Here is a 23,567-nt window from a genome sequence, read left to right as displayed (position 1 = left end):
GATCGCCGCGCACGCACTTCCCTGCGCGAGCCGACCGCGCACGCACTGCCTTACGCGGGCGTGACGGTGAGCCCTCCGACACCGGCCGGACGCACCGCGACGGATCCGTACGCCGTACGCAGCCGCAGCCACGGCCCCGACGACAGCAGCGTCAGGACGTCGCCGCGCAGGAATCCCAGGGACTGGGCCGCGTGTGCGGCCCGCACCGGCAGCCGGGTGTCGCCGACGGTCCTGGACCAGATCTCCCGCCCGACGCGGTCGAGCTCGGCCCGCACCCGCCGCTCGGCGGGCAACTCCTCGACGCGGGAGCGGAATTCGGCGACGGCCGCCTGAACGACGGCCCGCAGCACGTCCGGGGCCGGCAGCCCCGGCTCCTGCCGCCAGCCGCCGCGCGGCGGCAGCACGCCCGCCCACGGCGGCCCCGTGACGGCCTGCGGCACCTCGGCGACGCCCGCCGCCCGCACGGACTCCGCCGACTCACCGACGCGCTCAAGGAACTCCCCGGCGGAGACGGTGACGTCGAGCGCGGTGTCGAGCCCGTGTTCGTACGGCTTGGCGAGCCGCGCCGTCCGGATCACGAGCACCTCGAACGACGGCGGCCGCCCGAACACGGCGAGCGTGTCCCCGGCGGCCTGCAGCCGCACCGCGGCGGCCTTGTCGTAGTGGATCAGCCGGGCCAGGAAGGCGGCGAGGTCCGCCGCCTCCCCGGCATCGGCGAAGTGCAGCCGCGCGGTCATGCGGCAAGCGCCCCCGAGCCGCTGTCGGCGCTGTCGTCGGCGTACGTCTCCAGGACCGCCCGCTCTTCCGCGGTGATCCGGCGGGGCCGCTGCGCCTCCAGGTCGAAGGGGACGACCACGGTCGAGGCCCGCACATACACCTGGTCCGCGTCCTTGATCTGGTACGAGATCGTCAGCGACGCCGCACCGATCTTCGTCACCCACGACTCGATGGTGACCGGCTCGTGCCGGTGCACCAACGGCCGTACGTAGTCGATCTCGTGGCGGGCCACGACCGAGCCGCCCGAGAACGACGGGGAACCGTCACCGGGCGCGAGCCGGAACATGAAGTCGATGCGCGCCTCTTCCAGGTACCGCAGGAAGACGGCGTTGTTGACGTGCCCGAAGGCGTCCATGTCCGACCAGCGCAACGGGCATTGGTATATGTGTCGAGCCACGGTCGCCTCAGCCTCGCGTGAGCTTCTTGTAGGTGGCACGGTGCGGACGGGCCGCGTCCGCACCCAGACGCTCGATCTTGTTCTTCTCGTACGACTCGAAGTTGCCCTCGAACCAGTACCACTTGGAGTCGCCCTCGTAGGCGAGGATGTGCGTGGCGACCCTGTCCAGGAACCACCGGTCGTGGGAGATCACGACAGCGGCGCCCGGGAACTCCAGGAGCGCGTTCTCCAGGGACGACAGGGTCTCGACGTCCAGGTCGTTCGTCGGTTCGTCGAGGAGGAGCAGGTTGCCGCCCTCCTTGAGGGTCAGCGCCAGGTTGAGGCGGTTGCGCTCACCACCGGAGAGCACACCGGCCGGCTTCTGCTGGTCCGGACCCTTGAACCCGAAGGCGGAGACGTACGCCCGCGAGGGCATCTCGACCTGGCCGACGTTGATGTAGTCCAGCTCGTCGGAGACGACGGCCCACAGCGTCTTCTTCGGGTCGATGTTGGCGCGGCTCTGGTCGACGTACGAGATCTTGACCGTGTCGCCGACCTTGATCTTGCCGGCGTCCGGCGTCTCCAGGCCCTGGATCATCTTGAACAGCGTGGTCTTGCCCGCGCCGTTCGGACCGATGATGCCGACGATGCCGTTGCGCGGCAGCGTGAAGCTCAGGTCGTCGATCAGGACCTTGTCGCCGAAGGCCTTCGAGAGGTTCTCGACCTCGACGACGATCGAGCCCAGCCGCGGGCCCGGCGGAATCTGGATCTCCTCGAAGTCCAGCTTCCGCATCTTGTCGGCCTCGGCCGCCATCTCCTCGTACCGGGCGAGACGCGCCTTGGACTTGGCCTGACGCCCCTTGGCGTTCGACCGCACCCACTCGAGCTCTTCCTTCAGACGCTTCGCACGCTTGGCGTCCTTCTGGCCCTCGACCTTGAGGCGGGACTGCTTCTTCTCCAGGTACGTGGAGTAGTTGCCCTCGTAGGCGATGGCGCGGCCGCGGTCGAGCTCGAGGATCCACTCGGCGACGTTGTCCAGGAAGTAACGGTCGTGGGTGACGGCGATGACGCAGCCCGCGTACTTCGCGAGGTGCTGCTCCAGCCAGTTCACCGACTCGGCGTCGAGGTGGTTGGTGGGCTCGTCGAGGAGGAGCAGGTCGGGCGCCTCGATGAGGAGCTTGCAGAGCGCGACGCGGCGCTTCTCACCGCCGGAGAGGGTGGTGACGGGCCAGTCGCCGGGCGGGCAGCCGAGCGCGTCCATGGCCTGCTCGAGCTGGGCGTCGAGGTCCCAGGCGTTGGCGTGGTCCAGGTCCTCCTGGAGCTTGCCCATCTCCTCCATGAGCGCGTCCGAGTAGTCGGTCGCCATGAGCTCGGCGACCTCGTTGAAGCGCTTGAGCTTGCCCATGATCTCGGCGGCGCCGTCCTGGACGTTCTCCAGAACGGTCTTCGACTCGTCGAGCTGCGGCTCCTGCATGAGGATGCCGACGCTGAAGCCGGGCGTGAGGAACGCGTCACCGTTGGACGGCTGCTCGAGACCGGCCATGATCTTCAGCACCGTGGACTTGCCGGCGCCGTTGGGGCCCACGACACCGATCTTGGCGCCAGGAAGGAAGCTCAAGGTGACGTCATCAAGAATCACCTTGTCGCCGTGCGCCTTGCGCGTCTTGCGCATGGTGTAGATGTACTCAGCCAAGAGAAACCGTCCGGCAATCAGTGAGTGGGCAGATACACCCCATCTTGCCTGACAGCCACCTCCCGGAGGAAACCAGTATGGACGGGGGGCCGTGAGCTGGGCGTTCGTCGGCCGTTCGGGTAGCCGGTCGGTCACCGTCCGTCGTTGTGCGTGACGGCCCGCCGGAGGCATGGAAGCCCCCGGCGGCCCCGCGCACGCTCACTCCTCGCCGGAAGCCTCCGGGTCGTTCTTCCTGCGGAGGAAGAAGACCGTCGCGCCGCCGAGGACGACGAACGCCACCGCGATGCCCGCGATCAGCGGCGTATTGCTGGAGCTGCCGGTTTCGGCCAGGTCACCGCCGCCGGAGGTGCCGCCCGCCGAGGCGGGGCTGGGCTCGGAGACGGGCTGGGCCTTGGTGTCGATCCCGGCGCCCTCGGTCCGGCAGTCGAGCACGCCCTTGAAGCGCTTCTCGAAGCCGTCCGGGCCCTTGATCGTGAAGTCGTAGGGCTGGTCCTCCTGCAGCGGTATCGTCACGGTCTGTGACGTGTCCGCCTCGATGGTGTGCTCGAAGCCCATCAGCCGGAAGGTGAACGGCTCGTCGCCCTTGTTGTCCGCGGTGATGTCGATGCCGCTCTTCGCGCAGTTCTTCTCCGCCGAGAGCGCCGGTACCGCCCCCTTCTCGGCCCAGTTCGCCGTCGCCGTCGCCGAGACCGTCGACTCGCTGGAGCCCGCGAGTATCTGCGTCTGGCTCCTGGTCTCGGACGCGAAGGCCCGGCCGACCGGCACGGTCGTGGACGCCTGCAGGGAGAGGGCGGCCGAACCGTCCGGGGAGTCCTTCGGCACGTCGAAGTAGAGGCGGCTGCCGTCGCGCGCGGACTTGACGGCCTTGCCGTTCCTGCCGACGACCTTCACGCCGCTCGCCAGGGAGTCCGCGGGCGGGGTCACCGTCACGGAGTCGGCGTCGGTCCGCACGGTCACCGGGCCGAGCCGCTCCCCGGCGCGACCCGACACGGCGGGCGGGTCGAGCGTCAGTGACGCCTTCGGCTCGGCGCTGTCGCGCGCGCTGTGGAACAGGTGGTCGGCGAGCTTCTCGGCCTTCGGGTCGACGGCCTCGACCTTCGCGCCGTCGGAGTACCGCCAGATCGCCACCTGGGTGCCCGCGGCGGCGGTCTGCTCGGTGAGGGAGCGCACGCCCGCCTTCCTGGCCAGCGCCGCGAGGTCGTTCACCTGCGGGTAGGAGTGCTGCAGGATCCAGCGGATCTTGCCCGCGTCGCGGTTGGCGTTCAGTGAGGTGCCGCTCCAGGGCGTCTCCTGGTACTTGGCGTCCTTCTGCGTGGGGTTGAGGATGTCGACGCAGTACGTCTGCAGGGTGCCGCCACCCTCCACGGTCATCTCGAAGAGCCCCGCGGGCACCTGCTGCGAGGTGCCGTTGTCACGGACGACGGCCTGGTCGTACGTCTGCAGGCCGCCCAGCGTCGCGGTCGCGCCGCCCCGGTGCTGCGGCGCCTCCTCCGCCACGGCCGCGGTGGCGGCGGTCATTCCGCCCGCCACGGCCAGCCCCGCCGCCATGGTCACTGCGGCGAGGCGGGCGGCGCCTCGGCTACGTATGGACAACGCAGAAAACACAGAATTCCCCTCCGGGCGGGACCCGTTCACAACGTTGGGGGGTGGTCCCGCCAGCAGACTGAATGGGGCAGGTTCACCTGCCACCTGGGTGGCATCACCTGCCGACTGCCCCGTGAGCTACGTTCGGCATCCTAAGGAAGCGGTGGATCACGAGCCCCACGCATCCCATCGGGCGGCTGATCCGACTCGTAATCGTTATCCCCAACACCCGCTCCGAGCTGGGCTTATCGACAAATCAACCGACCCCATTCGCCGATATGCCGCACATCGGTCGGCGGCCAGGACTGTCGCTGACGGCCCGTCATCCCACCGGCGCGGGCTGCTTCTCCCACGTCACGGCGCCATCCGAATCCCGCTCCGCGGCCGGTGCCGTGAGCGCCGGATTTCCCTTCCCCACACGCCGGAACGCCGCCGTACCGCGCGACAGATCATGTCCGACCGCCAGCGCCTCGATGTCCGCCGACGTCCAGTGCTGCCCGCCCCGCTCCTCGTCCCGCACCTTCAACCGGCCCTGCACGATCACCGGTTCACCCACGGACACCGAGCCCTGCACGTTCGTCCCGAGCGCCCGCCAGGCCCAGACCGTGAAGAAGTTGGTGTGCCCGTCGTTCCAGGTGTTCTTCGCCGCGTCGAAATACCGCGAGGTCACCGCGAGCCGGAACCGCGCCACCGGCCCCGAAGGCAGCTCCCGGTACACCGGCGTCGTCGCGACATTCCCCACCACCGTCACCAAGGTCTCGTTCATCGCCGAACCCCTCCCCCGCATCGTCCGCTCCTGCCGCCGCGCTCTTCGCGACCGCGATCTCAGACTGCACCGGACGGCCCGATCCCGCTGAGCCCTGTGGACCACGGAACGGTTGTGGAAAACCTCGTCACCCGAAAGGGGGCGGGAGGAGGGGTGGGAGGACCCGAGCCGCCGGGCGCCTCACCCCACCTGCGTCCCCGACACCCGCACGTACTGCTCCCTGACCTCCCGATAGCGCAGCAGCTCCGCCGCCACCGGATCGAGGACCCTCGCCCGCCCGCACCCCGCGGCCGCCTCGCGCAGTCGCCGTTCCGCCTCGTACCCGTACCTGCGCGCGGGGCCCCGCGCCGCCATCCGGCTCGCCCACTCCACGCACGGGCCGCCCACGATGCCCGCCAGCATCAGCAGCACCGGCACGCCCAGGTTCGGCGTGACGACCCCGACGATCTGGCCCACCAGCCAGATGCCGCCCACCACTTGGAGCAGCGTCATCGCCGCCTGCGCGAGAACGGCCGCGGGCCACCAGCCGGGCCGCGGCGGACGGCCGACCGGCACACCCACCGTCACCGCCAGCTCGTCGAGCACCTCGGGCAGCCCCTCGGCGCCGCGCACCGCGGCCTCCCGCACGGCCTGCCCCCAGGGCGCGGGGAGCCCCGACGCCGCCTCGTCGGCCACCGTGCGCACGGCGTGCTCCACGCGCTGACGCGCCGTCGCCTCCTCGTCGATGGGTGCCAGCGCGGTCGGCGTCGGAGGGCCCTGCGAGGAGCGCTTGGCCTCGTACCACCGCCAGAGCCTGAGCCAGGGATCGCCGCACGCCTTGCCCGCGTTCCTGCGCCAGGCCCGCTCGGCGGCGTCGCCCGCCGCGGTCGCGCCCACGGCGTCCGCGAGCCGGTCGGCGAACTCCTCGCGCGCCTCCTCGCTGAGCCCGATCCGGCCGCGGTTGCGCCCCGCGTGCGCCCCGGTGACGTACACCGGACGCAGCCGGTCCGTGGCGGCGTCCAGGTCCGCGGAGATCCGGCGGGCCGCGGCACCCCTCTCCTGGGTGAACTGGCCGAGCGCCTCGCGCAGTTCACCGACCCCCTCGCCGGTCAGCGCGGAGATCGCGAGGACCGTGGCGCCCGGTTCGCCGTGCTCGCCGAGCGCGACGCCGTCCTCGTCGAGGAGCCGCCGCAGATCGTCGAGGACCTGGTCGGCGGCGTCCCCGGGGAGCCGGTCGATCTGGTTGAGCACGACGAAGGTGACCTCCGCGTGGCCGGCCATGGGCCGCAGATAGCGTTCGTGGAGCATCGCGTCGGCGTACTTCTCCGGGTCGACGACCCAGATGACGGCGTCGACGAGGGCCAGGATCCGGTCGACGTGCTCGCGGTGTGCGCCGACCGCCGAGTCGTGGTCGGGCAGGTCGATCAGCACGAGCCCCTGCAACTCGTCGGCACCCGGCCCCTGCAGCGGCCTGCGGCGCAGTCGCCCGGGGATGCCGAGCCGGTCGAGGAGGCCCGCGGCGCCGTCCGTCCAGCTGCATCCGATGGGCGCTGCGGTGGTCGGCCTGCGCACGCCGGTGTCCGAGATCATCACTCCCGCGAGGGAGTTGAAGAGCGTGGACTTGCCGCTTCCGGTGGCGCCCGCGACGGCGACGACGGTATGCCGTTCGGAGAGCCTGCGCCGGGCGGCGGCCTCGTCGAGGACCCGGCCCGCCTCGGCGAGCGTGCCGCTGTCGAGGCGGGTGCGGGAGAGCCCGACGAGTTCACGCAGCGCGTCCAGCCGTGCGCGCAGCGGCCCTTCGTACGTGGTGGGGCTCCCCGGTGCGGCGGGGCTCGCGGAGGGGGCGTAGGAGCGCACTGTGGAGTCGGCGTCCGGGTCCGCGCCCCGGGGCCCGCCCGCGACGCGCCGCGCGATGAGCCCGTCGTCCCAGGCCCGCTCGGCGTCGCCGCCGGGGTGTTCGTCGGTCCTGTCGGGCTCGCTCCCTTCGCCGTGCTCGGCGCGGTCGGCGTGATCAGTGACGGCGGTCACCGCGGTCACCTCTCCTTCTGCAGTACGGACAGGGCGGCGATCAGCTCGGCCTGGGGTTCGGGGTGCACCTCTAGGGCGTACAGCGGAGCCAGCCGCCGTTCCCGTTCGGTGGTGAGGACCTTCTCCAGGTACTCGTCCAGCAGGCGCGTGCCCCGGTCGCGCAGCCGGACCGCACTCTGGGCGCCGATCCGTTCGGCGAGGGTCTCCCCCGCCGAACGCGCCCGGTGCCCGCCGAGCAGGGCGGTGGCGAGCAGCGCGGCGACGACCTCGGGGTCGGGGAGCGGGTTCTTGTCGATCCGTTCGATGCCGCGCACCTCGTCCTCGGCGTACTCCTCCAGGACGCGCCGCCATCTGCGGACGGCCATCCCGATGCGGTGCTCGGCGCTCTCCACCTCGGGGTCGCGGTCGGCGAGGCCGGGGGCGCCCGCGGCGGGTTCGCGCCGCCAGGCCTCGTCGATGCGCTCGTCGGCCGCGGTGACGGCGCACAGGAGCAGCGCCTCCAGGCTCTCGGCGATGGCGTCGAGGAGCTCGCCGGGGCCGCAGTCGAGCGGGTAGCTGCGCCAGCGCTTCAGGGCCCCGCCGGCCAGCACTCCCCCCGCCCGCAAACGCCCCTGCACGCGCGCGTGCTCGTGCTCGTACGCCTCGTCGACGGCGGAGGTGAGCCGCAGCGCGGCCGCGTACTGGGCGGCGACGGCTCCCGCGAGCTCAGGCATCCGGGCGTCGAGGGAGCCGATGACTCCGTACGCGGTACGGGCCACGGTCTGCGCGCGGGCGGCGGGTTCCTGGACGCGGTGGGTGAGCCAGGCCCGCAACGGGGCCACGGCGGTGGCCGGGAGCAGCCCGCCGCCGCCCGCGGACTCGGGCAGTTCCGGCACGGTGAAGCGCGGTACGTCGCCGAGGCCCGCCTTGGCGAGCAGCGCCCCGTACTGCCGTGAGACCTCGGTCACCACTTGGTGGGGCACCCGGTCGAGGACGGTGACGAGGGTGGCGTCGTGCTCCTTGGCGGTGCGCAGGAGGTGCCAGGGGACGGCGTCGGCGTACCGCGAGGCGGTGGTGACCATGACCCAGATGTCGGCCGCGGAGATCAGCTCGGCGGCCAGGACGCGGTTGTCGGAGAGGAGCGAGTCGATGTCGGGCGCGTCCAGGAGGGCGAGTCCGCGCGGCAGGCTCCGGGCGGTCTCGATCCGCAGGGCGCGCTCCTCCTCGCCCACCAGGGCCCGCGCGTCCAGATCCTCGTCCCTGCCGTCGTCGCCATCCTCCGGGGTCTCGTGCCGGGGCACCCACACGCGCGTGAGGTCGGGCAGGACGCGCATCCCCGAGAACCAGTGGTGATCGTCGGGGTGGCAGACGAGCACCGGCGTACGCGTGGTGGGCCGCAGCACACCCGCCTCGCTGACCTGCTGCCCCACGAGGGAGTTCACGAGGGTGGACTTGCCCGCCCCCGTGGACCCGCCGACGACGGCCAGAAGCGGCGCTTCGGGCGCCTTGAGGCGGGGCACCAGATAGTCATCGAGCTGTGCCAGCAACTCGTCCCGGTTGGCACGCGCGCGTGGCGCCCCCGGCAGGGGGAGCGGAAAGCGTGCGGCGGCGACACGCTCGCGCAGGGCGGAGAGTGCGTCAAGCAACTGAGGCCGTACGTCCAAGGTCACCACATGCGAAGAATGCCCAATTTTGACGGCTTTCTGAAGCATATGGTGGTCCCTGCGCGCCGATCGGACACAGGGGATGGAAGGGGCGACTGGGGCGCAGGCATAACGAGTGCACAACACCCGGGGCGTGAGACGCCAAAAGCGATGCGAGATTCGCACCTGCCTGCGATTATCAGGACCGCTTCACCGAACCTCCACATCACGGCGCGGAGGCGAAGCATCAGGGACAGGGACCCGGGAGCCCTATCCTTGTCTGCGGCAAGGTCACGGATCACCCCCACATCCGGCCCCGTGCCACCCGGCCACACCCGGCCCCCGTAGCTCAGTGGATAGAGCAGGCGCCTTCTAAGCGCTTGGCCGCAGGTTCGAGTCCTGCCGGGGGCGCAATGGCCCCTCACCTGCGGTGCGCGTGAGGGGCTCTTTCATGGGGTCCGTCAGGTCCGGGGCCGTCGGAGTGTCACTACTTCTTGACCGGCGGGCACGTGCCCGTGTCCTCGCCGATGGAGTTGATCTCGGCGTTCGAGCGGGAGTCGCCCGCGTAGTTGACCTGGTCCGTGCACTTCTTGTTGGGGTCCTTCGGGGTGCCCGCCGGCTTGTCGGACTTCTGGGGCTGGGGGCAGGTGCCCGTCTTCTCGCCGATCGAGTTGATCTCGGCGTTCGAGCGGGAGTCACCGGCGTAGTTGAGCTGGTGGGTGCACTTCATGTCGGAAGAGGACTTCTTGACCGGCGGGCAGGTTCCCGTCTTCTCGCCGATGGAGTTGATCTCGGCGTTCGAGCGCGGGTCGCCCGCGTAGTTGACCTGGTCCGTGCACTTCTGGTCGGACTTGGCCGGTGTGCCCGCGGGCTTGTCGTTCGTGGTGTCGGACTTGGAACCGTCGGACTTCGGCGTGGTCGTGGAGGCCGACGAGGAGCCGCCCGAGGACGAGGACGCGTTGTCGTTGTCGGTGCTGCCGCTGTTGCACGCCGTCAGCGAGAGGCCGAGGGCCACCGCGGTCATGGTCAGAACGGAGACCTTCCGAGTACGGGTGCGGGTGCTGGTGCTGGTGCGGGTGTTGGTGCGGGTGTTGGTGCGGGTGCCGGTGCTGATCGTGGTGCGCATGGTGGTCTCTGTCCTCTGCGTGGGGGCCACTCGTGGGGAGCGGGCGAGCCGGCCGGTCAGCCGGGGCGCGTTCGTCCGTGTGGGTTTCTGTTCTGACAGATGGTCGGCGCGGTCCCGCCAGTTGCGTCTTGATCGTGCTCAGGACACGTTCGTGACATGACAGTGATCACGTCGTGAGGTCCCGGTCCCGCCCGGCCCCGCGCCGCCGAAAATCACTGGAACAGCGCCATTCGGCGCGACTACCGTGCCGCCGAACCGAGTTGTCCAGTCGAGGACGTGGCCGTTGTACACCGTGTGAGAACCCCCCGAGCGCTGACCGTCGCGTGTCGCATCCGTGCGCCGCGCTGCTTTTTGCTGCGGACTTCTCACTGAAACCGGTGTACTCCTGTGCTCCAGAACTGGGTGGTCATGCCCACCTGCCTTCCGTTCGTCCTGCGCCGTTGCCGTTCGTGCGCGGCCGGGCGCTTCCGACCGAACGGCAAGTTCCGTGTCAACGCCCATCACAAACTCCTCGACGCCTGGCTCCTCGTGCTCTGTACCGCTTGCGGGGAGACCGCGAAGCTCACGGTCCTGGAGCGGATGAACGTGCGTTCCGTACGACCCGAACTCCTCGACCGGCTGCACGACAACGACCCCGGCCTGGCGGCCGAGCTGCTCCACGACCCCGTCGTGCGGCGCCGGAACCGCGTCGCCCTCGACTGGGACGGCGCCTGGCGGCTCGACACCGGCGGGCCGGAGCACCCGGCCCGGGGCGGCCGCGAGGCCCTCGACGTCTCGGTGCGCTTCGCGGCGCCGATACCCGTCCGGCCGGTGCGACTGATCGCCGAGGGCTGCGCTCTGGCGCGGGGCGAGGTCGAGCGGCTCCACGCGGAGGGGAACCTCGTTTCGGCCGTCCGGCTGAGCGGCAGGCTCTCCGCAGACTTCACCTTCCTCCTCAAGCGCTGAGCTCCGATGGGAGGTTGGCGCAGGGTTCCTGCCGGGCGGGTTCCCGGCCGAGGCGCGGGCGGTAGAAAGGGGGCATGGCCGAGCCTGAGCCCCCGCGCGGGGACGTGGATGATGTCGATGCGGTGACAGACGCGGTGTTGACCGCGTCGCGGCTCCTGACGGCGCTGTCCGCCCGGTGCCTCTCCTCGGTCGAGGACCGGGTGACGCTGCCGCAGTTCCGGATGCTGGCCGTCCTGTCCAGCCGGGGCGACACCAAGCTGGTGGCCCTGGCCGAGCTGCTCCACGTCGCGCCGTCCACCGCGATGCGGATGGTCGACCGGCTGATCGCCACCGGTCTCGCCGACCGGCGGGCCAGCCCCGGCAACCGCCGCGAGACGCGGCTCCGGCTCACCGACGAGGGCCGGCGCACCGTCGCCGAGGTGACGGCCCGGCGCCACGCCGAGATCGCCGCGATCGTCGAGCGCCTCGCCCCGGAGCAGCGCTCCTCGCTCGTCGCGGCGCTGACCGCGTTCAACATCGCGGGAGGCGAACCCGCCTCTCCGGAGGCGCACGGCAACTGACCGGCCCGGGATACGACTGGGTAGATGACCGGGGACACGGCCGGGGATACGGCCGTAGGGGGTACGACACCGACTCTTACGGAGCGGTGACGTGGGCGGCGCGGCTCTGTGCCGGGCGTGGTGGCGGGCCTAGCGTGCGCACCATGCGTGTACTGGTCACCGGCGGAGCCGGGTTCATCGGGTCCCATGTCGTCGAGGCGCTGGCGGCGCGCGGGCACGAGCCCGTCGTGTTCGACGTGCGCGAGGACGCGGGCGCGGACGTCCGGGACCGTGACGCGGTCTCCCGCGCCCTGTCCGGTGTGGACGCCGTCAGCCATCAGGCCGCGATGGTCGGTCTGGGCAACGGCTTCGCCGACGCGGCGGAGTACGTCTCCCGCAACGACCTCGGTACGGCGGTGCTGCTCGGCGCGATGGCCGATGCCGGGGTGCGGCGGCTGGTCCTCGCCGGGTCGATGGTCGTCTACGGAGAGGGGCGGTACGCGTGCGAACGGCACGGGGTCGTGCGGCCGGGGCCCCGTACCGCCGAGGACCTGACGGCCGGGCGCTTCGAGCCCGCCTGCCCCGCCTGCGGCGCGGCGCTCGCCCCCGGACTCGTCGGCGAGGACGCCCCGGCCGACCCCCGGAACGTGTACGCGACGACCAAACTCGCCCAGGAGCACCTGGCGGCAGCCTGGGCCCGGTCGACGGACGGTGCGGCGGTGTCGCTGCGCTACCACAACGTGTACGGGCCCCGGATGCCTCGCGACACCCCGTACGCGGGCGTCGCGTCCTTCTTCCGCTCCGCACTCGCCCGCGGCGAGGCCCCGCGCGTCTTCGAGGACGGCGCGCAGCGGCGGGACTTCGTCCACGTACGGGACGTGGCGGCCGCCAACGTGGCGGCTCTGGAGGCGGGTTGGGGCGGCGAGCGGGGCGCGCTGCGGGTCTACAACTGCGGCAGCGGCGAACCGCACACGGTGGGCGAGATGGCGCGGGCGCTGGCCGCGGCGTACGGCGGGCCCGAGCCCGTCGTCACCGGCGAGTACCGGCTCGGCGACGTGCGCCACATCACGGCGGACTCGTCCCGGCTCCGTGCCGAGCTGGGCTGCGAGGCCGAAGTCGGGTTCCGGGAAGGGATGACGGAGTTCGCCGGGGCTCGGCTTCGGGGTGAGTGAGGGGGAGGGAGAGAGGGAGAGGGAGAGAGAGAGGGGGACTCCGGGGGGGGCGAGTGTGGGGGCCGCGGGGGCTCCGTGGCCGCCGTCTTGGGGTCAGGCCTCGATCGCCGGTAGCGTCACCTCGAAGCGGCAGCCTCCGGGGATGTTGCGTACGGCGGCTCGGCCCTGATGGGCCTCCACGATGCCCCGGACGATCGCCAGGCCCAGGCCCGCTCCCGCCGGGGGCGTACGCGCGTGTGTGCCGCGCCAGCCGGTGTCGAAGACGCGCGGCAGGTCCTCCTCGGGGATGCCGCCGCAGCCGTCGGTGACGGACAGGACCACGCCATCGGCGGACCGTTCGGCCGCCACCGCGACCGTGCCGTCGGCCGGTGTCCGGCGGATCGCGTTGACCAGGAGGTTGCCGAGGACCCGGCTCATCTCCTTGCCGTCCACCTCCACCGGCACCGGCTCGACGCGGTCGCCCACGAGCCGGACGCCGTGCTCGCGGGCGAGCGGGTCCGCCCCGGCGAGGGCGTCACCGACCAGGTCGTACAGCGACATCCTGGACGGCGAGAGGGCGAGGGCGCCGACGTGGATGCGGGAGAGTTCGAACAGGTCGCCCACCATGTCGTTGAGGCGCTCGACCTCCGTGCGGATCTGGCGCAGGTAGCGGTCGGGGTCGGTGGCGACGCCGTCCTCCAGCGCCTCGGACATCGCGCGCAGGCCCGCGAGGGGCGTGCGCAGGTCGTGCGAGATCCAGGCGACGAGCTCCCGCCGGGATGTCTCCAGGGCACGCTCCCGGTCCCGTGACTCGGCGAGTCTGGCGCTCGTCGCCGCCAACTCGCGGCTGAGTGCCTCCAGTTCCGCGGTCGCGGGCGCGGCCGGGGCCGCGAAGTCGCCGCCCTCGCCGAAGGAGCGGGCGGCGACCGCCAGTTCGCGGCTGCGGGCCACGACCCAGCGGCCGAGCAGGAGCGCGGTGGCCAGCGAGACCACCGCCGCCATCGCGACGACGGTGGTGACGACGGTCAGGTCGTGCGGGGACAGGAACATCGCCCAGGCCACGGCCAGCGTCCCGGCGAGCATCGCGCCGACGGCCACGGAGGCCACGACGGCCAGGGACGCGGTGAGCGAACGGCGCCGGAGCAGCCGCAGCGCGACCGCGCCGAGCAGCCCCGCCGCGACGGCCCCGAGGAAGGCGAAGAGGGCGATGAGGAGGGTGTCGCGCACGGTCAGCTCCGGGTGGGGGCGTGCGGGTGGTCGTTCCCACCGGGGGTGGAGGGGTGGGCCTCGGCCGAGGCAGCGGGGTGGACCCCACCTGGGGGCGAGGGACGAGCCCCCGCCGAGGCCGCAGGGTAGGCCCCACCCGGAGGCGAAGGACTAGCCCCCGTCGGGGCAGCGAGGTGAGCGCCAGCAGGTCTTGCCGACGTGGCGGAGCCGGAGTCGGAGTCGAGCCCCACTCCGGACTCCCCCGCCCCCGCCGGATCGAAGCGGTACCCCACCCCCCACACCGTCTGGATCAGCCGCGGGCGGGCCGGGTCGTCCTCGATCTTGCCGCGGAGGCGGCGCACGTGGACCGTGACGGTGGAGAGGTCGCCGAAGTCCCAGCCCCAGACCTCGCGCATCAGGTCCTCGCGGCCGCAGGCGCGGCCGGGGTGGGAGAGGAAGAAGGTCAGGAGGTCGAACTCGCGCAGGGTCAGGGCGAGTTCGGCGCCGTTCTTGGTGGCGCGGCGGGCGACGGGGTCGGCGGTCAGACCGGCCGCGGCCAGGGGGCGCGTGACCGTGCTCGGCCGGGTGCGGCGCAGTACCGACTCCACCCGGAGGACCAGCTCCCGGGGGCTGAACGGCTTCGTCACGTAGTCGTCCGCCCCCACTTCCAGGCCCAGGATGCGGTCGTCCTCGTCCCCGCGAGCGGTGAGCATGATGACCGGTACGGGGCCTCGGCCGCGCAGTCGCCCGCAGACCTCCAGGCCGTCCATGCCGGGCAGCATCAGGTCGAGGACCACCAGGTCGGGGCGGTGCGCGGCGGCGGCGGCCAGTGCAGCGGGGCCGTCTCCCGCGCGGTCCACGACGTAGCCCGCCCGGGCGAGGTATCCGGAGACGACCTCGGCGACGGTCGGGTCGTCGTCGACGACGAGGACACGTTCGGCTCCGGTGGTCCGGGGCGCGTCGGTCCGGGGCCCATCGGCCCGGCCCGCACCGGCCCCGGCCACCGCCCCCGCCGCCCCCACCACTTCCCCTGCCGCATCCCGCGGTTCTCGCTCCATGCCGTCAGCCTCGCACCGCGGACCCGCCCGCGCCGCACCCGAGCGGTCCACCGCCTCCGACGTCCGTGTTTCGTAAGGATCCTGCGCCCGATATGCACCTTTCGCGCTCGTAGGGTGAAAACCGTGACGACCCCTCCCCCGGATCCGACCGATCCCCCGCAGCCGACAGTCGACGTGGTCCTCCCCTGCCTCGACGAGGCGGACGCCCTGCCCTGGGTGCTGGCCCGGATCCCGCCGGGCTGGCGCGCCCTCGTCGTGGACAACGGTTCCACGGACGGCTCCGCCGAGATCGCCCGCGGGCTCGGCGCGACCGTCGTGCGCGAGACGCGGCGCGGCTTCGGCGCCGCCTGCCACGCGGGGCTGACCGCCGCCACCGCCGACATCGTGTGCTTCTGCGACTGCGACGCCTCGCTCGACCCGTCCGAGCTCGTCCCCTTCGTACGGGAGGTGCGCGACGGCGAGGCCGATCTGGTGCTCGGGCGGCGGCGCCCCGTGAGCCGGGGCGCCTGGCCGCCGCACGCCCGCGCGGGCAACCTCGCGCTCGCCCGGATGCTGCGCCGCCGCACTGGGCTGCGCCTGCACGACCTCGGCCCCCTGCGGGCCGCCCGCCGCGCGCCGCTCCTCGCCCTCGGCCTCACGGACCGCCGCAGCGGCTACCCGCTGCAGATGGTGGTCCGCGCGGCCGACGCGGGCTGGCGCGTCGCCGAGCGCGACGTCCCCTACCTGCCCCGGGCCGGCGCGTCGAAGGTGACCGGTACGTGGCGCGGGACCTGGCAGGCCGTACGCGACATGAGCCGCGTCCTGGCCGAGCCACCGCAACCACCGCGACCGCCGCAACCGCCGACGGGGAGCGCGGGGCCCGAGGCCGCGCCCGACTCCGCGCACCCCTCTCCCTCATCGCCGCCGCAACCGCCGCAACCACCGCAACCGGCGACGAGCGACGCGAAGCCCGGGGCCGCACCCGAGGCCGCGCCCGACTCCCCGCACCCCTCTCACTCCCCAGGAGGCATCTCCCAGTGACCACGCTCCTCGTCATCGCCAAGGAACCGCTGCCCGGGCGGGTGAAGACGCGGCTCACTCCGCCCTTCACGCCGCACGAGGCCGCCCGGCTCGCCGAAGCGGCCCTCGCGGACACGCTGCGCGCGGTGGCGGACGCGCCCGCGCGGCGGCGCGTCCTGGCTCTGGACGGCGCGCCCGGCCCCTGGCTGCCCGCCGGGTTCGAGGTCGTGCCGCAGGGCGCGGGCAGCCTCGACCTGCGGCTCGCCGCCGCCTTCGCGGCCTGTGCCGGGCCCACCCTGCTCATCGGCATGGACACCCCCCAGGTGACGCCGGAGCTGCTCGCCGTGGACTTCGCCGGGTGCGACGCGCTCCTCGGGCCCGCCGAGGACGGCGGCTTCTGGGCGCTCGGGCTCGCGGAGCCCGACCCCGGGCTGCTGCGGGGCGTGCCGATGTCGACGCCCACGACGGGCGCCGCGCAGCGTGCCCGGCTGACCGACGCGGGACTGCGCGTACGCGACCTGCCGCGGCTGCGCGACGTGGACACGGCGGCCGACGCGGCGGCGGTCGCGGCCGTGGCGCCGCACAGCCGGTTCGCGGCCGTACTGGCCCGGCTCGGGCCCGCACAGCCGACCGGGTCGAGGCGGTCCGGGGCGGTCACGGGCCGATGAGCACCGCGCACGAGGTCGTACGGCCGACCCCTGAACCGGACCACCGGTACCCACCCCCCTGGGGCGCCGCCCCGTACGTCGAAGACCCGTACGTCGAAGACCCGTACGCCAACGACTTGCACACCGAACACCCGTACACCAACGACCCGTACGCCGACGCGCTGCGCGCCGGACGCGGTCCGCTCTTCCTGCGCCGCGCTGACGGCTGGCTGCTGCCGCTGGAGGTGGAGCGCTGGTGCGCGGCGGCCGACGCGGCCGACCTGGGTGTGGTGGGGCGCTGCGAGGGGGCCGTGCTCGACATCGGGTGCGGGCCCGGCCGGCTGGTCGCAGCGCTCGCCGCGGCGGGACGGCGCGCCCTGGGCATCGACGTCAGCGAGGCCGCCGTCACGCACACCGTGGGGCTCGGCGGGCAGGCCCTGCACCGCTCCGTCTTCGGGCCGCTGCCGGGCGAGGGCCGCTGGGGGACCGCGCTCCTCATGGACGGCAACCTCGGCATCGGCGGCGACCCAGCCGCCCTCCTGGAGAGGATCTCCCAACTCCTCGCCCCCGAGGGGCTGTTGCTGGCAGAGACCGCCCCGATGGACATCGACGAGCGGGTGGACGTCCACCTCGTGCCCGCCGGTGACGTGCGGGGTGCGCCCGGCGGCTCGTTCCCGTGGGCCCGCCTCGGCACCCCCGCCCTGCTCCGGTGCGCCCGGCGTGCGGGGTGGCGGGACGCCGGTCAGTGGAGCGCGGACGGCCGTTGTTTCGTCGCCCTGCGCAGCCGGGGCCGCCGCAGCACCAGGAGCAGCGCCGAGCCGCCGAAGAGCGCGGCCGTGATCAGCAGCCAGCGCGCCGCGAACCCGTCGCCCGAGAGCCCGGTGGCCGAGGCGTAACGCCCGGCCGCCCGCCCGGTGATCAGCGGGAACCACACGAGCAGGAGCAGCCCGGAGAGCGCGGCCGGTACGCGTACGTAACCGGCCCGCTCCCTGCGCCGGGCGACCGTGCGCACGAGCGCGCGGTCCAGGAGCGCGTACAGCGGCAGCAGGACCAGGTCGTGCACGAGCGCCGCGCCCACGAACCACAGGGCCACGCCGAGCGCGTCCCCCGCGAGGAGCCGCACCCCCGCGTACCCGGCGAGCGCGAACGAGCAGGCCAGCAGCAGCAGTTGCAGCGGGCTCCCCAGCGGCAGGCCCCGCGTGGGCACCCTCCTCCGCACCTGTCCACCGCGTCGCCACACCTGTCCACCGATCCTCCATACCTGTCCACCGCGTCGCATCACAGCTCTCCGAACGTCATACGGGCCACCCACTTGGTGTTGAGCACGCCGGGCGCGGCGGGCACGATGATCCGCGCCGGATAGCCGTGGTCGGGGGTCAGGTCCTCGCCGTTGACCTGGAGGGCGAGCAGGGAGCGGGCGTCGGCGACCTGGTTGGCGCGCAGGGCGGCACGGCGGAACGCGCCGCGCCGTTGCAGGGACTCCACCAGGACGTCCGGCGGATCGTCGTGGCCGACCAGCGCGGCGAGGTCCCGCAGCCGTACGCCGCGCCACCACTGGTCGGACGTCGACCACCCCTCCACGCAGGCGATGGGCAACGCGGCGCCGTGCAGGGTGAGTCGGAGCAGCTCGGACCGGCCGAGCCGGACGGTTCCGCCGCGCCCGGTGACCACGAGCCGCCACGCGTCCTCGCCGGTCTCGCGTGCGTGGATCCCCGCGTACGCGGCCGTCTTGTTGATCTGGAACCCGCCGGGCCCGCCACCCGGCTCCGGGCCGCCGTGCGGGGCGAGCAGCGCGGTCCGGCGCAGCGGGCCGTCGAAGCCGCGGCCCGCCGTCGTCGCGAACAGCAGCAGCGAGCCGCCGCCCACCAGGCCGAGCGCGCCGCGCCGGGACACCGTCGGCTCGGCGGGCCGCGGCGACACCAGCTCACCCGCCTCCGCCGCCCCCACCCGCGTCTCCGTCTCTCCACTCTCTCTACTCTCCCTGCTCTCTCTACTCTCCCTGCTCTCCCTGCTCTCCCTGCTCTCGTCGCCGTCCCGCCGTGCCCCGCGCAGGTTGCGCAGGGCCATCGGGACCCGCAGCACCGCGTGCGTGAGGAACGCGGCGGAGAAGACCCACGCCCCGTAGAAGTGCAGCGGGTAGAAGGAGCCGGGGAAGAGGTAGTCGAGCTGCACGTTCAGTACGCCGGTCACGAACTCGAAGAGCGCGCCGCCCACCAGGAGGAGCAGCGAGATCCGCTCCAGGCCGTGGGCGAGGGAGCGGACGGGCGGCAGCGCGAACAGCTTCGGCACCACCGACCACAGCTTCGCGAGCAGGACGGGGATCAGGGTGATCCCGAGCGTGACGTGGACGCCCTGGGTGAGCCGGTAGAGCCAGGGCGGGTCGGTGGGCCAGGAGAAGAGGTAGAGGCCCAGCAGCCCCTTGTCCGGGGTCTTGTCGTTCACGGGCGCCAGGTTCGGGTTGTACGCGGCGTACGAGAGCAGTCCCGTCACGAACAGCACGGTGATGCCGCCGAGCAGGACGACGCCGAGCACGGAGGTGAACCAGGGGCCGCGCACGGGACTGCGCCAGAAGCCGGGCGAGGTGGGGAGCCGTGGGTCGCGCACAGGGAGCCGCGATTCGCGCACAGGGCGCCGTGGGTCGCGCATGTGTCGACCGTAGGCCGGAACCGGCCCTCCGGGACGGCTGCGACTCATGACGAAACGCTGACGTCAGGGCCGTGGTCGCCCCCGCACGGGCCGCGCCGCCCTAGCGTTCCCGACGTGAACCGCGATCTTCTCCGTGATCTGGGCACCGTCCTGGCCGCCGCCCTCCTCGTCGTGGCGGCCGTGCTGGTCGGCACCGCCATCGAACGCGAGGACGGCTCCCTGCACGTCCGCCGGCCACCGCTGTACGCCCACTGGGAGCCGCACGTCGGCCCCGGCACCCCGGCCGCGCTCGCCGTCGCGCTCGCCGTGGTGGCGTACGGACCCCTGCTGGCCGCACGGCTGCCCTGGCGGGCGCTGCTCGGCGCGGTCTGGGGGACGGCGGCGGCGTGGACGTGGTCGCTCGCCCTGATCGACGGCTGGCAGCGCGGCATCGCCGGGCGCCTCACCACGAAGTACGAGTACTTGCAGGTCATCGACCGCTTCGACGATGTCCACGGCACCCTGCGGGACTTCACCCGGCACATCCTGATCGACTCCCCGGACCACTGGCCCGCGCATGTCGCGGGGCACCCGCCGGGCGCGACTCTCACCTTCGTGTTCCTCGACCGGGCCGGGCTCGGCGGCGGGGCATGGGCCGGGGCCTGGTGCATCACCGTGGGCGCCACGGCGGGCGCGGCCGTCCTGGTGACGGTGCGGGCGCTGGCCGGGGAGGCCCTGGCGCGGCGGGCGGCGCCGTTCCTGGCGCTCGCGCCCGCCGCGGTGTGGATGGGCACGTCGGCGGACGGCTACTTCGCGGCGGTCGCCGCCTGGGCCGTGGCGCTCCTCGCCCTCGCGGTGACGGGGTGTGGGCCTAGGCTGACCGCCCCGGGCTCGGGGCTGCTCTTCGGGCTGACCGGCTACCTCTCGTACGGGCTCACGCTGTTCGCGCTCATCGGGGCGGGTGTGCTGCTCCTGGGGAGCGGCCGGGTCCGGGAACGGATGAGGCTGCTGCCCTTCGTGCTCGCCGGGTTCGTGGTCGTCCCCCTCCTGTTCACGCTCGCGGGGTTCGACTGGTGGGAGGCGTACCGCCTGCTCGTCGAGCGCTACTACCAGGGGGCGGGCGGCATCCGGCCCTACGGCTACTGGGTGTGGGCCAACCTCGCGTGCACCGTGCTCGTGGTGGGGCTCGCGACGGCGGCGGGTCTGCGGCGGGCCACGGCCGTGCTCGTCCGGCGCCGCCGGGAGGTCCTCGTCCGGCCGGGCGCTCCGGGTCCGGCCGCCGAGCCCCGCCTCGGTCTGCTCGTGCTCACCGCGCTGCTCGCCCTGCTCGTCGCCGACCTGTCCGGGATGAGCAAGGCGGAGACGGAACGCATCTGGCTGCCGTTCGCGCTGTGGCTGCTCCCGGCCTGCGCGTTCCTCGGACGCCCCCGCGTCTGGCTGACCGCCCAGGCCGCCGTGGCGCTCCTGGTCAACCATCTGCTCGTGACCGGCTGGTGAGGTCTGCCCGGGTGCCCGCCGCGCGGCCGGGGAACTTCGGCTGCCCGCCCGGGCGTTGAACGGGTGATGCCGGCGGCGCCACCGGCCTCACCAGTCGGGCCCACCGCCACCTGCTCTCCTACTCACAGCTCACCCTCGCCCCCTACCAACCCCTCACACCCGCCCCCTCCCCACCTCTCACTCCCCGTAGAGCGCCTCGATCTCGGTCGCGTAGGCGGCGGTCACCTCATGCCGTTTGATCTTCAGGGACGGGGTGAGCAGGCCGTTGTCCTCCGTGAACTCGCCGCCGACGACGGCGAACTTACGGATCGACTCGGCCCTGGACACCGCCGCGTTGGCGTAGTCCACGGCCTTCTGGATCTCCGCCGTCATCGCCGGGTCGCGGGCGAGTTCGGCGAGCGGTGTGTCCTTCGGGCGCTTGCGCACGGCGAGCCAGTGCGCCACGGCCTCGGGGTCCAGGGTGACCAGCGCGGCGATGTACGAGCGGTTGTCCCCGACGACGATGCACTGGCCGACCGGCGCGCGGCTGCGCAGCCGGTCCTCCAGGACGGCGGGCGAGACGTTCTTGCCGCCCGAGGTGACGAGGATGTCCTTCTTGCGGCCGGTGATGGTGAGGTAGCCGTCGGCGTCCAGGGCGCCGAGGTCGCCCGTGGCGAACCAGCCGTTGGTGAGGACGGCGTCCGTCGCGGCCGGGTTGTTCCAGTACGAGCCGAAGACGATGCCGCCCTTGATCAGCACCTCCCCGTCGTCCGCGATGCGCACGGACGTGCCGGGCACGGGCAGCCCGACCGTGCCGGGACGCGGCCGCAGCGGCGGGGTGACGGTGGCGGCGGCCGAGGTCTCGGTCAGGCCGTAGCCCTCGTAGATGACGATTCCGGCGGCGTAGAAGAAGAGGTTGAGGTCGCGGTCCAGGGGTGAGCCGCCGCTGATCGCGTAGCGCAGGCGGCCGCCGACCTCCTTGCGGATGCGGCGGTAGACGAGGAGTTCGTACAGCGCCCAGCCGGCGCGGAGGCCGAGGGAGGGCCCGGGGCCGCTCCGGTCCAGGAACTTGTTCAGGTACGCCTCGCCGAAGCGCACCGCGATCCGCTCCGCGCGGTCGAAGGAGGCGCCGCGGCCGATCTTCTCGGCGGTGGCCCGCCCGGTGTCGTGGATCTTCTCGAAGAGGTAGGGCACGCCGACGACGAACGTCGGCTTGAACGACCGCAGTTCGGGGCGGAGTTCGTCGGGTTTGATGCTGGGGCAGTGGCCGAGCTCGATGCGGGCGAGCAGGCAGGCGATCTGGATGGTGCGGCCCAGGACGTGGGCGAGGGGGAGGAAGAGGAGCGTGGCGGCGACCTGTCCGGTGATCTCCTTGAAGATCGGGTGCAGCAGGTCGACGGTGTTGGCCGCCTCCGCGTGCAGGTTGCCGTGGGTGAGGACGCAGCCCTTGGGGCGGCCCGTGGTGCCCGAGGTGTAGCAGAGGGTGGCGATGGAGTCCGGGGTGAGCGCGGACCGGCGCTTGGTCACCTCCTCGTCCGAGAGGTCGCGCCCGAGCGCGGTGAGTTCGGCCATCGCGCCGCCGTCGAGGTGCCGCACGCGCGGTGGCGCGGCGTGCCCGCGCACGGCTTCCTCGGCCGTCGCCGCGTTCTCCGCGGTCTCCGTGACGATCAGGCGGGCTCCGGAGTCCCGGACGATCCACTCGATCTGCTCCGGCGACGAGGTGGCGTAGACGGGCACGCTCTGCCCGCCCGCGGCCCAGATCGCGAAGTCAAGGACGGCCCACTCGTAGCGGGTGCGGGACATCAGGGCGACCCGGCCGCCGGGTTCGAGGCCGTCCGCGATGAGGCCCTTGGCGATCTCGGTGATCTCGCGCGCGAAGGCGGCGGCGGTGACGGGCCGCCACCGGCCGTCCTGTTTGCGGCGCAGGACCACGGAGTCGGGGGCCTCCGCGGCGTTGGTGAAGGGGATGTCCGCGGTGCTTCCGGTGGTGGCGCGGGCGACGAGCGGCGCGGTGCGGACCTCGCGCACGGTGCCGTGCTCGTCCTTGACGAGGTCGACCTGGGCGCGGTCGGCCAGACCCCGGTGGCGTTGCGCCCTTCTCAGATCCTTGCGTACGCCCATGACGGCTCCCCGGCTTCCGGTTCCCAGCTGATGTGCAGGCGATCGGTGCGCGTACTTACTGGAGAGTCAACTTACTCACACGTAAGGAAAATTCAATGGGTCGGACGGAAAGAGCCCGACACCTGGACGGGAGGAGACCGCATCGCGGGCCCCTCCCTCAGCCCGAGGCGGCGGGCCGCCAGACCTCCCCCTCCAGGACCCGGCCCATCCCCGCCCACACCATGTTCATGAGGCGGAGGGTGACGCCCTCCGGGGACTGGCCGGGGTGGCCCGCCATCCAGTCCGTCAGCGAGTCCGCCGCGCCCACCAGGGCGTGCGCGACGAAGTCCGCGTCGTCGTCGGAGAGTTGGACGCCGGGGCCGCGTTCCGCGATGCCCGCCCACACCAGGCCCGCCACCTCGGCCATCACCGCGCGGCGCGCCTCCGCGACGGCCGCCGCGATGGCCTCGCTCAGTTCCGAGGCCTGCCGGTGCAGCACCACCCAGCTGTCACGGTGCTCGGCGACGAAGGTGAAGAACGCCAGGAGCCCCGCGTGCAGCCGCAGTTCGGGCGCCGCGCCGCTCGCCGCCGCCGCGTCCTGGAAGGCACCGACCAGGCGGTCCGCCTCGCGGCGCAGGCAGGCGAGGAAGAGGCCCTCCTTGGACTCCAGGTACAGGTACACCATCGGCTTGGAGATTCCGGCGAGTTCGGCGATCTCGTCCACCGAGGCCCCGTGATAGCCACGCTTGGCGAAGACCTGGACCGCCACGTCGACGATCTGCCGCTCGCGCTCGCGGCGCGGGACCCGGCGCCTGCGCGGCCCCGGCGCGTCCTCGGACATGTCGCTCACCCTTGTCAGCCTCCTGGTTC

General features: G+C 73.0%; 19 protein-coding genes, 1 tRNA gene and 1 pseudogene. 8 read left to right on the top strand and 13 right to left on the bottom strand.

Features of this window, described 5'->3' with window-relative positions:
* Positions 1-50: 50 nt before the first annotated feature.
* The 7 genes from ACZ69I_RS01195 to ACZ69I_RS01165 all read right to left on the bottom strand — a co-directional run bounded on the left by ACZ69I_RS01195 (position 51) and on the right by ACZ69I_RS01165 (position 8,855).
* Positions 51-737 carry a DUF8185 domain-containing protein gene (locus tag ACZ69I_RS01195; RefSeq protein WP_467669306.1) on the bottom strand — a complete coding sequence of 229 codons (687 nt, stop codon included), beginning with the start codon at positions 735-737 and terminating at the stop codon, positions 51-53.
* Complete coding sequence (locus ACZ69I_RS01190; protein WP_467669308.1) at positions 734-1,174, bottom strand: acyl-CoA thioesterase; 441 nt, start codon at positions 1,172-1,174, stop codon at positions 734-736. The genes ACZ69I_RS01195 and ACZ69I_RS01190 overlap by 4 nt, the downstream gene beginning before the upstream one ends.
* A gap of 7 nt (positions 1,175-1,181) precedes the next feature.
* The gene (gene ettA, locus ACZ69I_RS01185) at positions 1,182-2,846 is read right to left on the bottom strand and encodes an energy-dependent translational throttle protein EttA (protein WP_467669310.1); all 1,665 of its coding nucleotides are present in this window, start codon (positions 2,844-2,846) and stop codon (positions 1,182-1,184) included.
* Positions 2,847-3,044: 198 nt separating this feature from the next.
* Positions 3,045-4,394: a Cys-Gln thioester bond-forming surface protein gene (locus ACZ69I_RS01180; RefSeq protein WP_470830634.1), complete on the bottom strand. Its 1,350-nt coding sequence runs from the start codon at positions 4,392-4,394 to the stop codon at positions 3,045-3,047.
* A 358-nt stretch (positions 4,395-4,752) separates the two neighbouring features.
* Positions 4,753-5,196: a single-stranded DNA-binding protein gene (locus ACZ69I_RS01175; protein ID WP_470829936.1), complete on the bottom strand. Its 444-nt coding sequence runs from the start codon at positions 5,194-5,196 to the stop codon at positions 4,753-4,755.
* Between the two features lie 180 nt (positions 5,197-5,376).
* Positions 5,377-7,203 carry a GTPase gene (locus tag ACZ69I_RS01170; protein WP_470829935.1) on the bottom strand — a complete coding sequence of 609 codons (1,827 nt, stop codon included), beginning with the start codon at positions 7,201-7,203 and terminating at the stop codon, positions 5,377-5,379.
* A 5-nt stretch (positions 7,204-7,208) separates the two neighbouring features.
* Positions 7,209-8,855, bottom strand: coding sequence for a dynamin family protein (locus ACZ69I_RS01165; protein ID WP_470829933.1), 1,647 nt, complete (start codon positions 8,853-8,855; stop codon positions 7,209-7,211).
* 308 nt (positions 8,856-9,163) lie between these two features.
* Here ACZ69I_RS01165 and ACZ69I_RS01160 point away from each other — a divergent pair.
* Positions 9,164-9,236: transfer RNA gene (locus tag ACZ69I_RS01160), tRNA-Arg, on the top strand.
* 76 nt (positions 9,237-9,312) lie between these two features.
* On the opposite strand, the gene ACZ69I_RS01155 is transcribed toward ACZ69I_RS01160, so the two are convergent.
* Positions 9,313-9,951, bottom strand: a complete 639-nt coding sequence (locus tag ACZ69I_RS01155; RefSeq protein ID WP_470829932.1) for a hypothetical protein — start codon at positions 9,949-9,951, stop codon at positions 9,313-9,315.
* Between the two features lie 387 nt (positions 9,952-10,338).
* Between ACZ69I_RS01155 and ACZ69I_RS01150 the strand changes: the two genes are divergently transcribed.
* The 3 genes from ACZ69I_RS01150 to ACZ69I_RS01140 all read left to right on the top strand — a co-directional run bounded on the left by ACZ69I_RS01150 (position 10,339) and on the right by ACZ69I_RS01140 (position 12,607).
* On the top strand, positions 10,339-10,896 hold the full coding sequence (locus ACZ69I_RS01150; protein ID WP_470829930.1) for a DUF1062 domain-containing protein: 558 nt from the start codon (positions 10,339-10,341) through the stop codon (positions 10,894-10,896).
* Positions 10,897-10,970: 74 nt separating this feature from the next.
* Positions 10,971-11,456 (top strand): MarR family winged helix-turn-helix transcriptional regulator, encoded by a 486-nt coding sequence (locus ACZ69I_RS01145; RefSeq protein ID WP_470829929.1) that lies wholly within the window; start codon positions 10,971-10,973, stop codon positions 11,454-11,456.
* Between the two features lie 143 nt (positions 11,457-11,599).
* A complete protein-coding gene (locus ACZ69I_RS01140; protein ID WP_470829928.1) occupies positions 11,600-12,607 on the top strand; it encodes an NAD-dependent epimerase/dehydratase family protein in 1,008 nt (335 codons plus the stop codon).
* 93 nt (positions 12,608-12,700) lie between these two features.
* On the opposite strand, the gene ACZ69I_RS01135 is transcribed toward ACZ69I_RS01140, so the two are convergent.
* On the bottom strand, positions 12,701-13,813 hold the full coding sequence (locus ACZ69I_RS01135) for a sensor histidine kinase (RefSeq protein ID WP_470829927.1): 1,113 nt from the start codon (positions 13,811-13,813) through the stop codon (positions 12,701-12,703).
* Between the two features lie 2 nt (positions 13,814-13,815).
* Positions 13,816-14,850 carry a response regulator transcription factor gene (locus tag ACZ69I_RS01130; protein WP_470829925.1) on the bottom strand — a complete coding sequence of 345 codons (1,035 nt, stop codon included), beginning with the start codon at positions 14,848-14,850 and terminating at the stop codon, positions 13,816-13,818.
* 114 nt (positions 14,851-14,964) lie between these two features.
* Between ACZ69I_RS01130 and ACZ69I_RS01125 the strand changes: the two are divergent.
* The 3 genes and pseudogenes from ACZ69I_RS01125 to ACZ69I_RS01115 all read left to right on the top strand — a co-directional run.
* Positions 14,965-15,666, top strand: a pseudogene (locus ACZ69I_RS01125) (glycosyltransferase family 2 protein); the annotation flags it as partial.
* 200 nt (positions 15,667-15,866) lie between these two features.
* The gene (locus tag ACZ69I_RS01120) at positions 15,867-16,517 is read left to right on the top strand and encodes a TIGR04282 family arsenosugar biosynthesis glycosyltransferase (protein WP_470829924.1); all 651 of its coding nucleotides are present in this window, start codon (positions 15,867-15,869) and stop codon (positions 16,515-16,517) included.
* A complete protein-coding gene (locus ACZ69I_RS01115; RefSeq protein WP_470829923.1) occupies positions 16,514-17,392 on the top strand; it encodes a methyltransferase domain-containing protein in 879 nt (292 codons plus the stop codon). Before ACZ69I_RS01120 ends, ACZ69I_RS01115 begins: the two co-directional genes overlap by 4 nt.
* 382 nt (positions 17,393-17,774) lie before the next feature.
* Here the strand turns inward: ACZ69I_RS01115 and ACZ69I_RS01110 are convergent, their stop codons facing one another.
* A complete protein-coding gene (locus ACZ69I_RS01110; protein ID WP_470829922.1) occupies positions 17,775-19,142 on the bottom strand; it encodes a molybdopterin-dependent oxidoreductase in 1,368 nt (455 codons plus the stop codon).
* Positions 19,143-19,256: 114 nt separating this feature from the next.
* Here ACZ69I_RS01110 and ACZ69I_RS01105 point away from each other — a divergent pair, with 114 nt between their 5' ends.
* Positions 19,257-20,618 carry a hypothetical protein gene (locus ACZ69I_RS01105; RefSeq protein ID WP_470829920.1) on the top strand — a complete coding sequence of 454 codons (1,362 nt, stop codon included), beginning with the start codon at positions 19,257-19,259 and terminating at the stop codon, positions 20,616-20,618.
* Positions 20,619-20,795: 177 nt separating this feature from the next.
* Here the strand turns inward: ACZ69I_RS01105 and ACZ69I_RS01100 are convergent, their stop codons facing one another.
* Complete coding sequence (locus tag ACZ69I_RS01100; RefSeq protein ID WP_470829918.1) at positions 20,796-22,718, bottom strand: AMP-dependent synthetase/ligase; 1,923 nt, start codon at positions 22,716-22,718, stop codon at positions 20,796-20,798.
* 157 nt (positions 22,719-22,875) lie between these two features.
* Positions 22,876-23,538: a TetR/AcrR family transcriptional regulator gene (locus ACZ69I_RS01095; protein WP_467670804.1), complete on the bottom strand. Its 663-nt coding sequence runs from the start codon at positions 23,536-23,538 to the stop codon at positions 22,876-22,878.
* Positions 23,539-23,567 lie beyond the last annotated feature (29 nt).

This window comes from Streptomyces sp. NPDC036815 (assembly GCF_055609205.1).
The sequence above is the reverse complement of the archived record's forward strand: the minus strand, read 5'-3'. Positions and strand labels throughout refer to the sequence as shown.

Excerpts from the sequence above, each read along its gene's own strand:
- ACZ69I_RS01195 (WP_467669306.1), bottom strand. The coding sequence starts at position 737 with ATGACCGCGCGGCTGCACTTCGCCGATGCCGGGGAGGCGGCGGACCTC.
- ACZ69I_RS01180 (WP_470830634.1), bottom strand. The coding sequence starts at position 4,394 with ATGGCGGCGGGGCTGGCCGTGGCGGGCGGAATGACCGCCGCCACCGCG.
- ACZ69I_RS01175 (WP_470829936.1), bottom strand. The coding sequence starts at position 5,196 with ATGAACGAGACCTTGGTGACGGTGGTGGGGAATGTCGCGACGACGCCG.
- ACZ69I_RS01155 (WP_470829932.1), bottom strand. The coding sequence starts at position 9,951 with ATGCGCACCACGATCAGCACCGGCACCCGCACCAACACCCGCACCAAC.
- ACZ69I_RS01145 (WP_470829929.1), top strand. The coding sequence starts at position 10,971 with ATGGCCGAGCCTGAGCCCCCGCGCGGGGACGTGGATGATGTCGATGCG.
- ACZ69I_RS01140 (WP_470829928.1), top strand. The coding sequence starts at position 11,600 with ATGCGTGTACTGGTCACCGGCGGAGCCGGGTTCATCGGGTCCCATGTC.
- ACZ69I_RS01130 (WP_470829925.1), bottom strand. The coding sequence starts at position 14,850 with ATGGAGCGAGAACCGCGGGATGCGGCAGGGGAAGTGGTGGGGGCGGCG.
- ACZ69I_RS01115 (WP_470829923.1), top strand. The coding sequence starts at position 16,514 with ATGAGCACCGCGCACGAGGTCGTACGGCCGACCCCTGAACCGGACCAC.
- ACZ69I_RS01110 (WP_470829922.1), bottom strand. The coding sequence starts at position 19,142 with ATGCGCGACCCACGGCGCCCTGTGCGCGAATCGCGGCTCCCTGTGCGC.
- ACZ69I_RS01100 (WP_470829918.1), bottom strand. The coding sequence starts at position 22,718 with ATGGGCGTACGCAAGGATCTGAGAAGGGCGCAACGCCACCGGGGTCTG.
- ACZ69I_RS01095 (WP_467670804.1), bottom strand. The coding sequence starts at position 23,538 with ATGTCCGAGGACGCGCCGGGGCCGCGCAGGCGCCGGGTCCCGCGCCGC.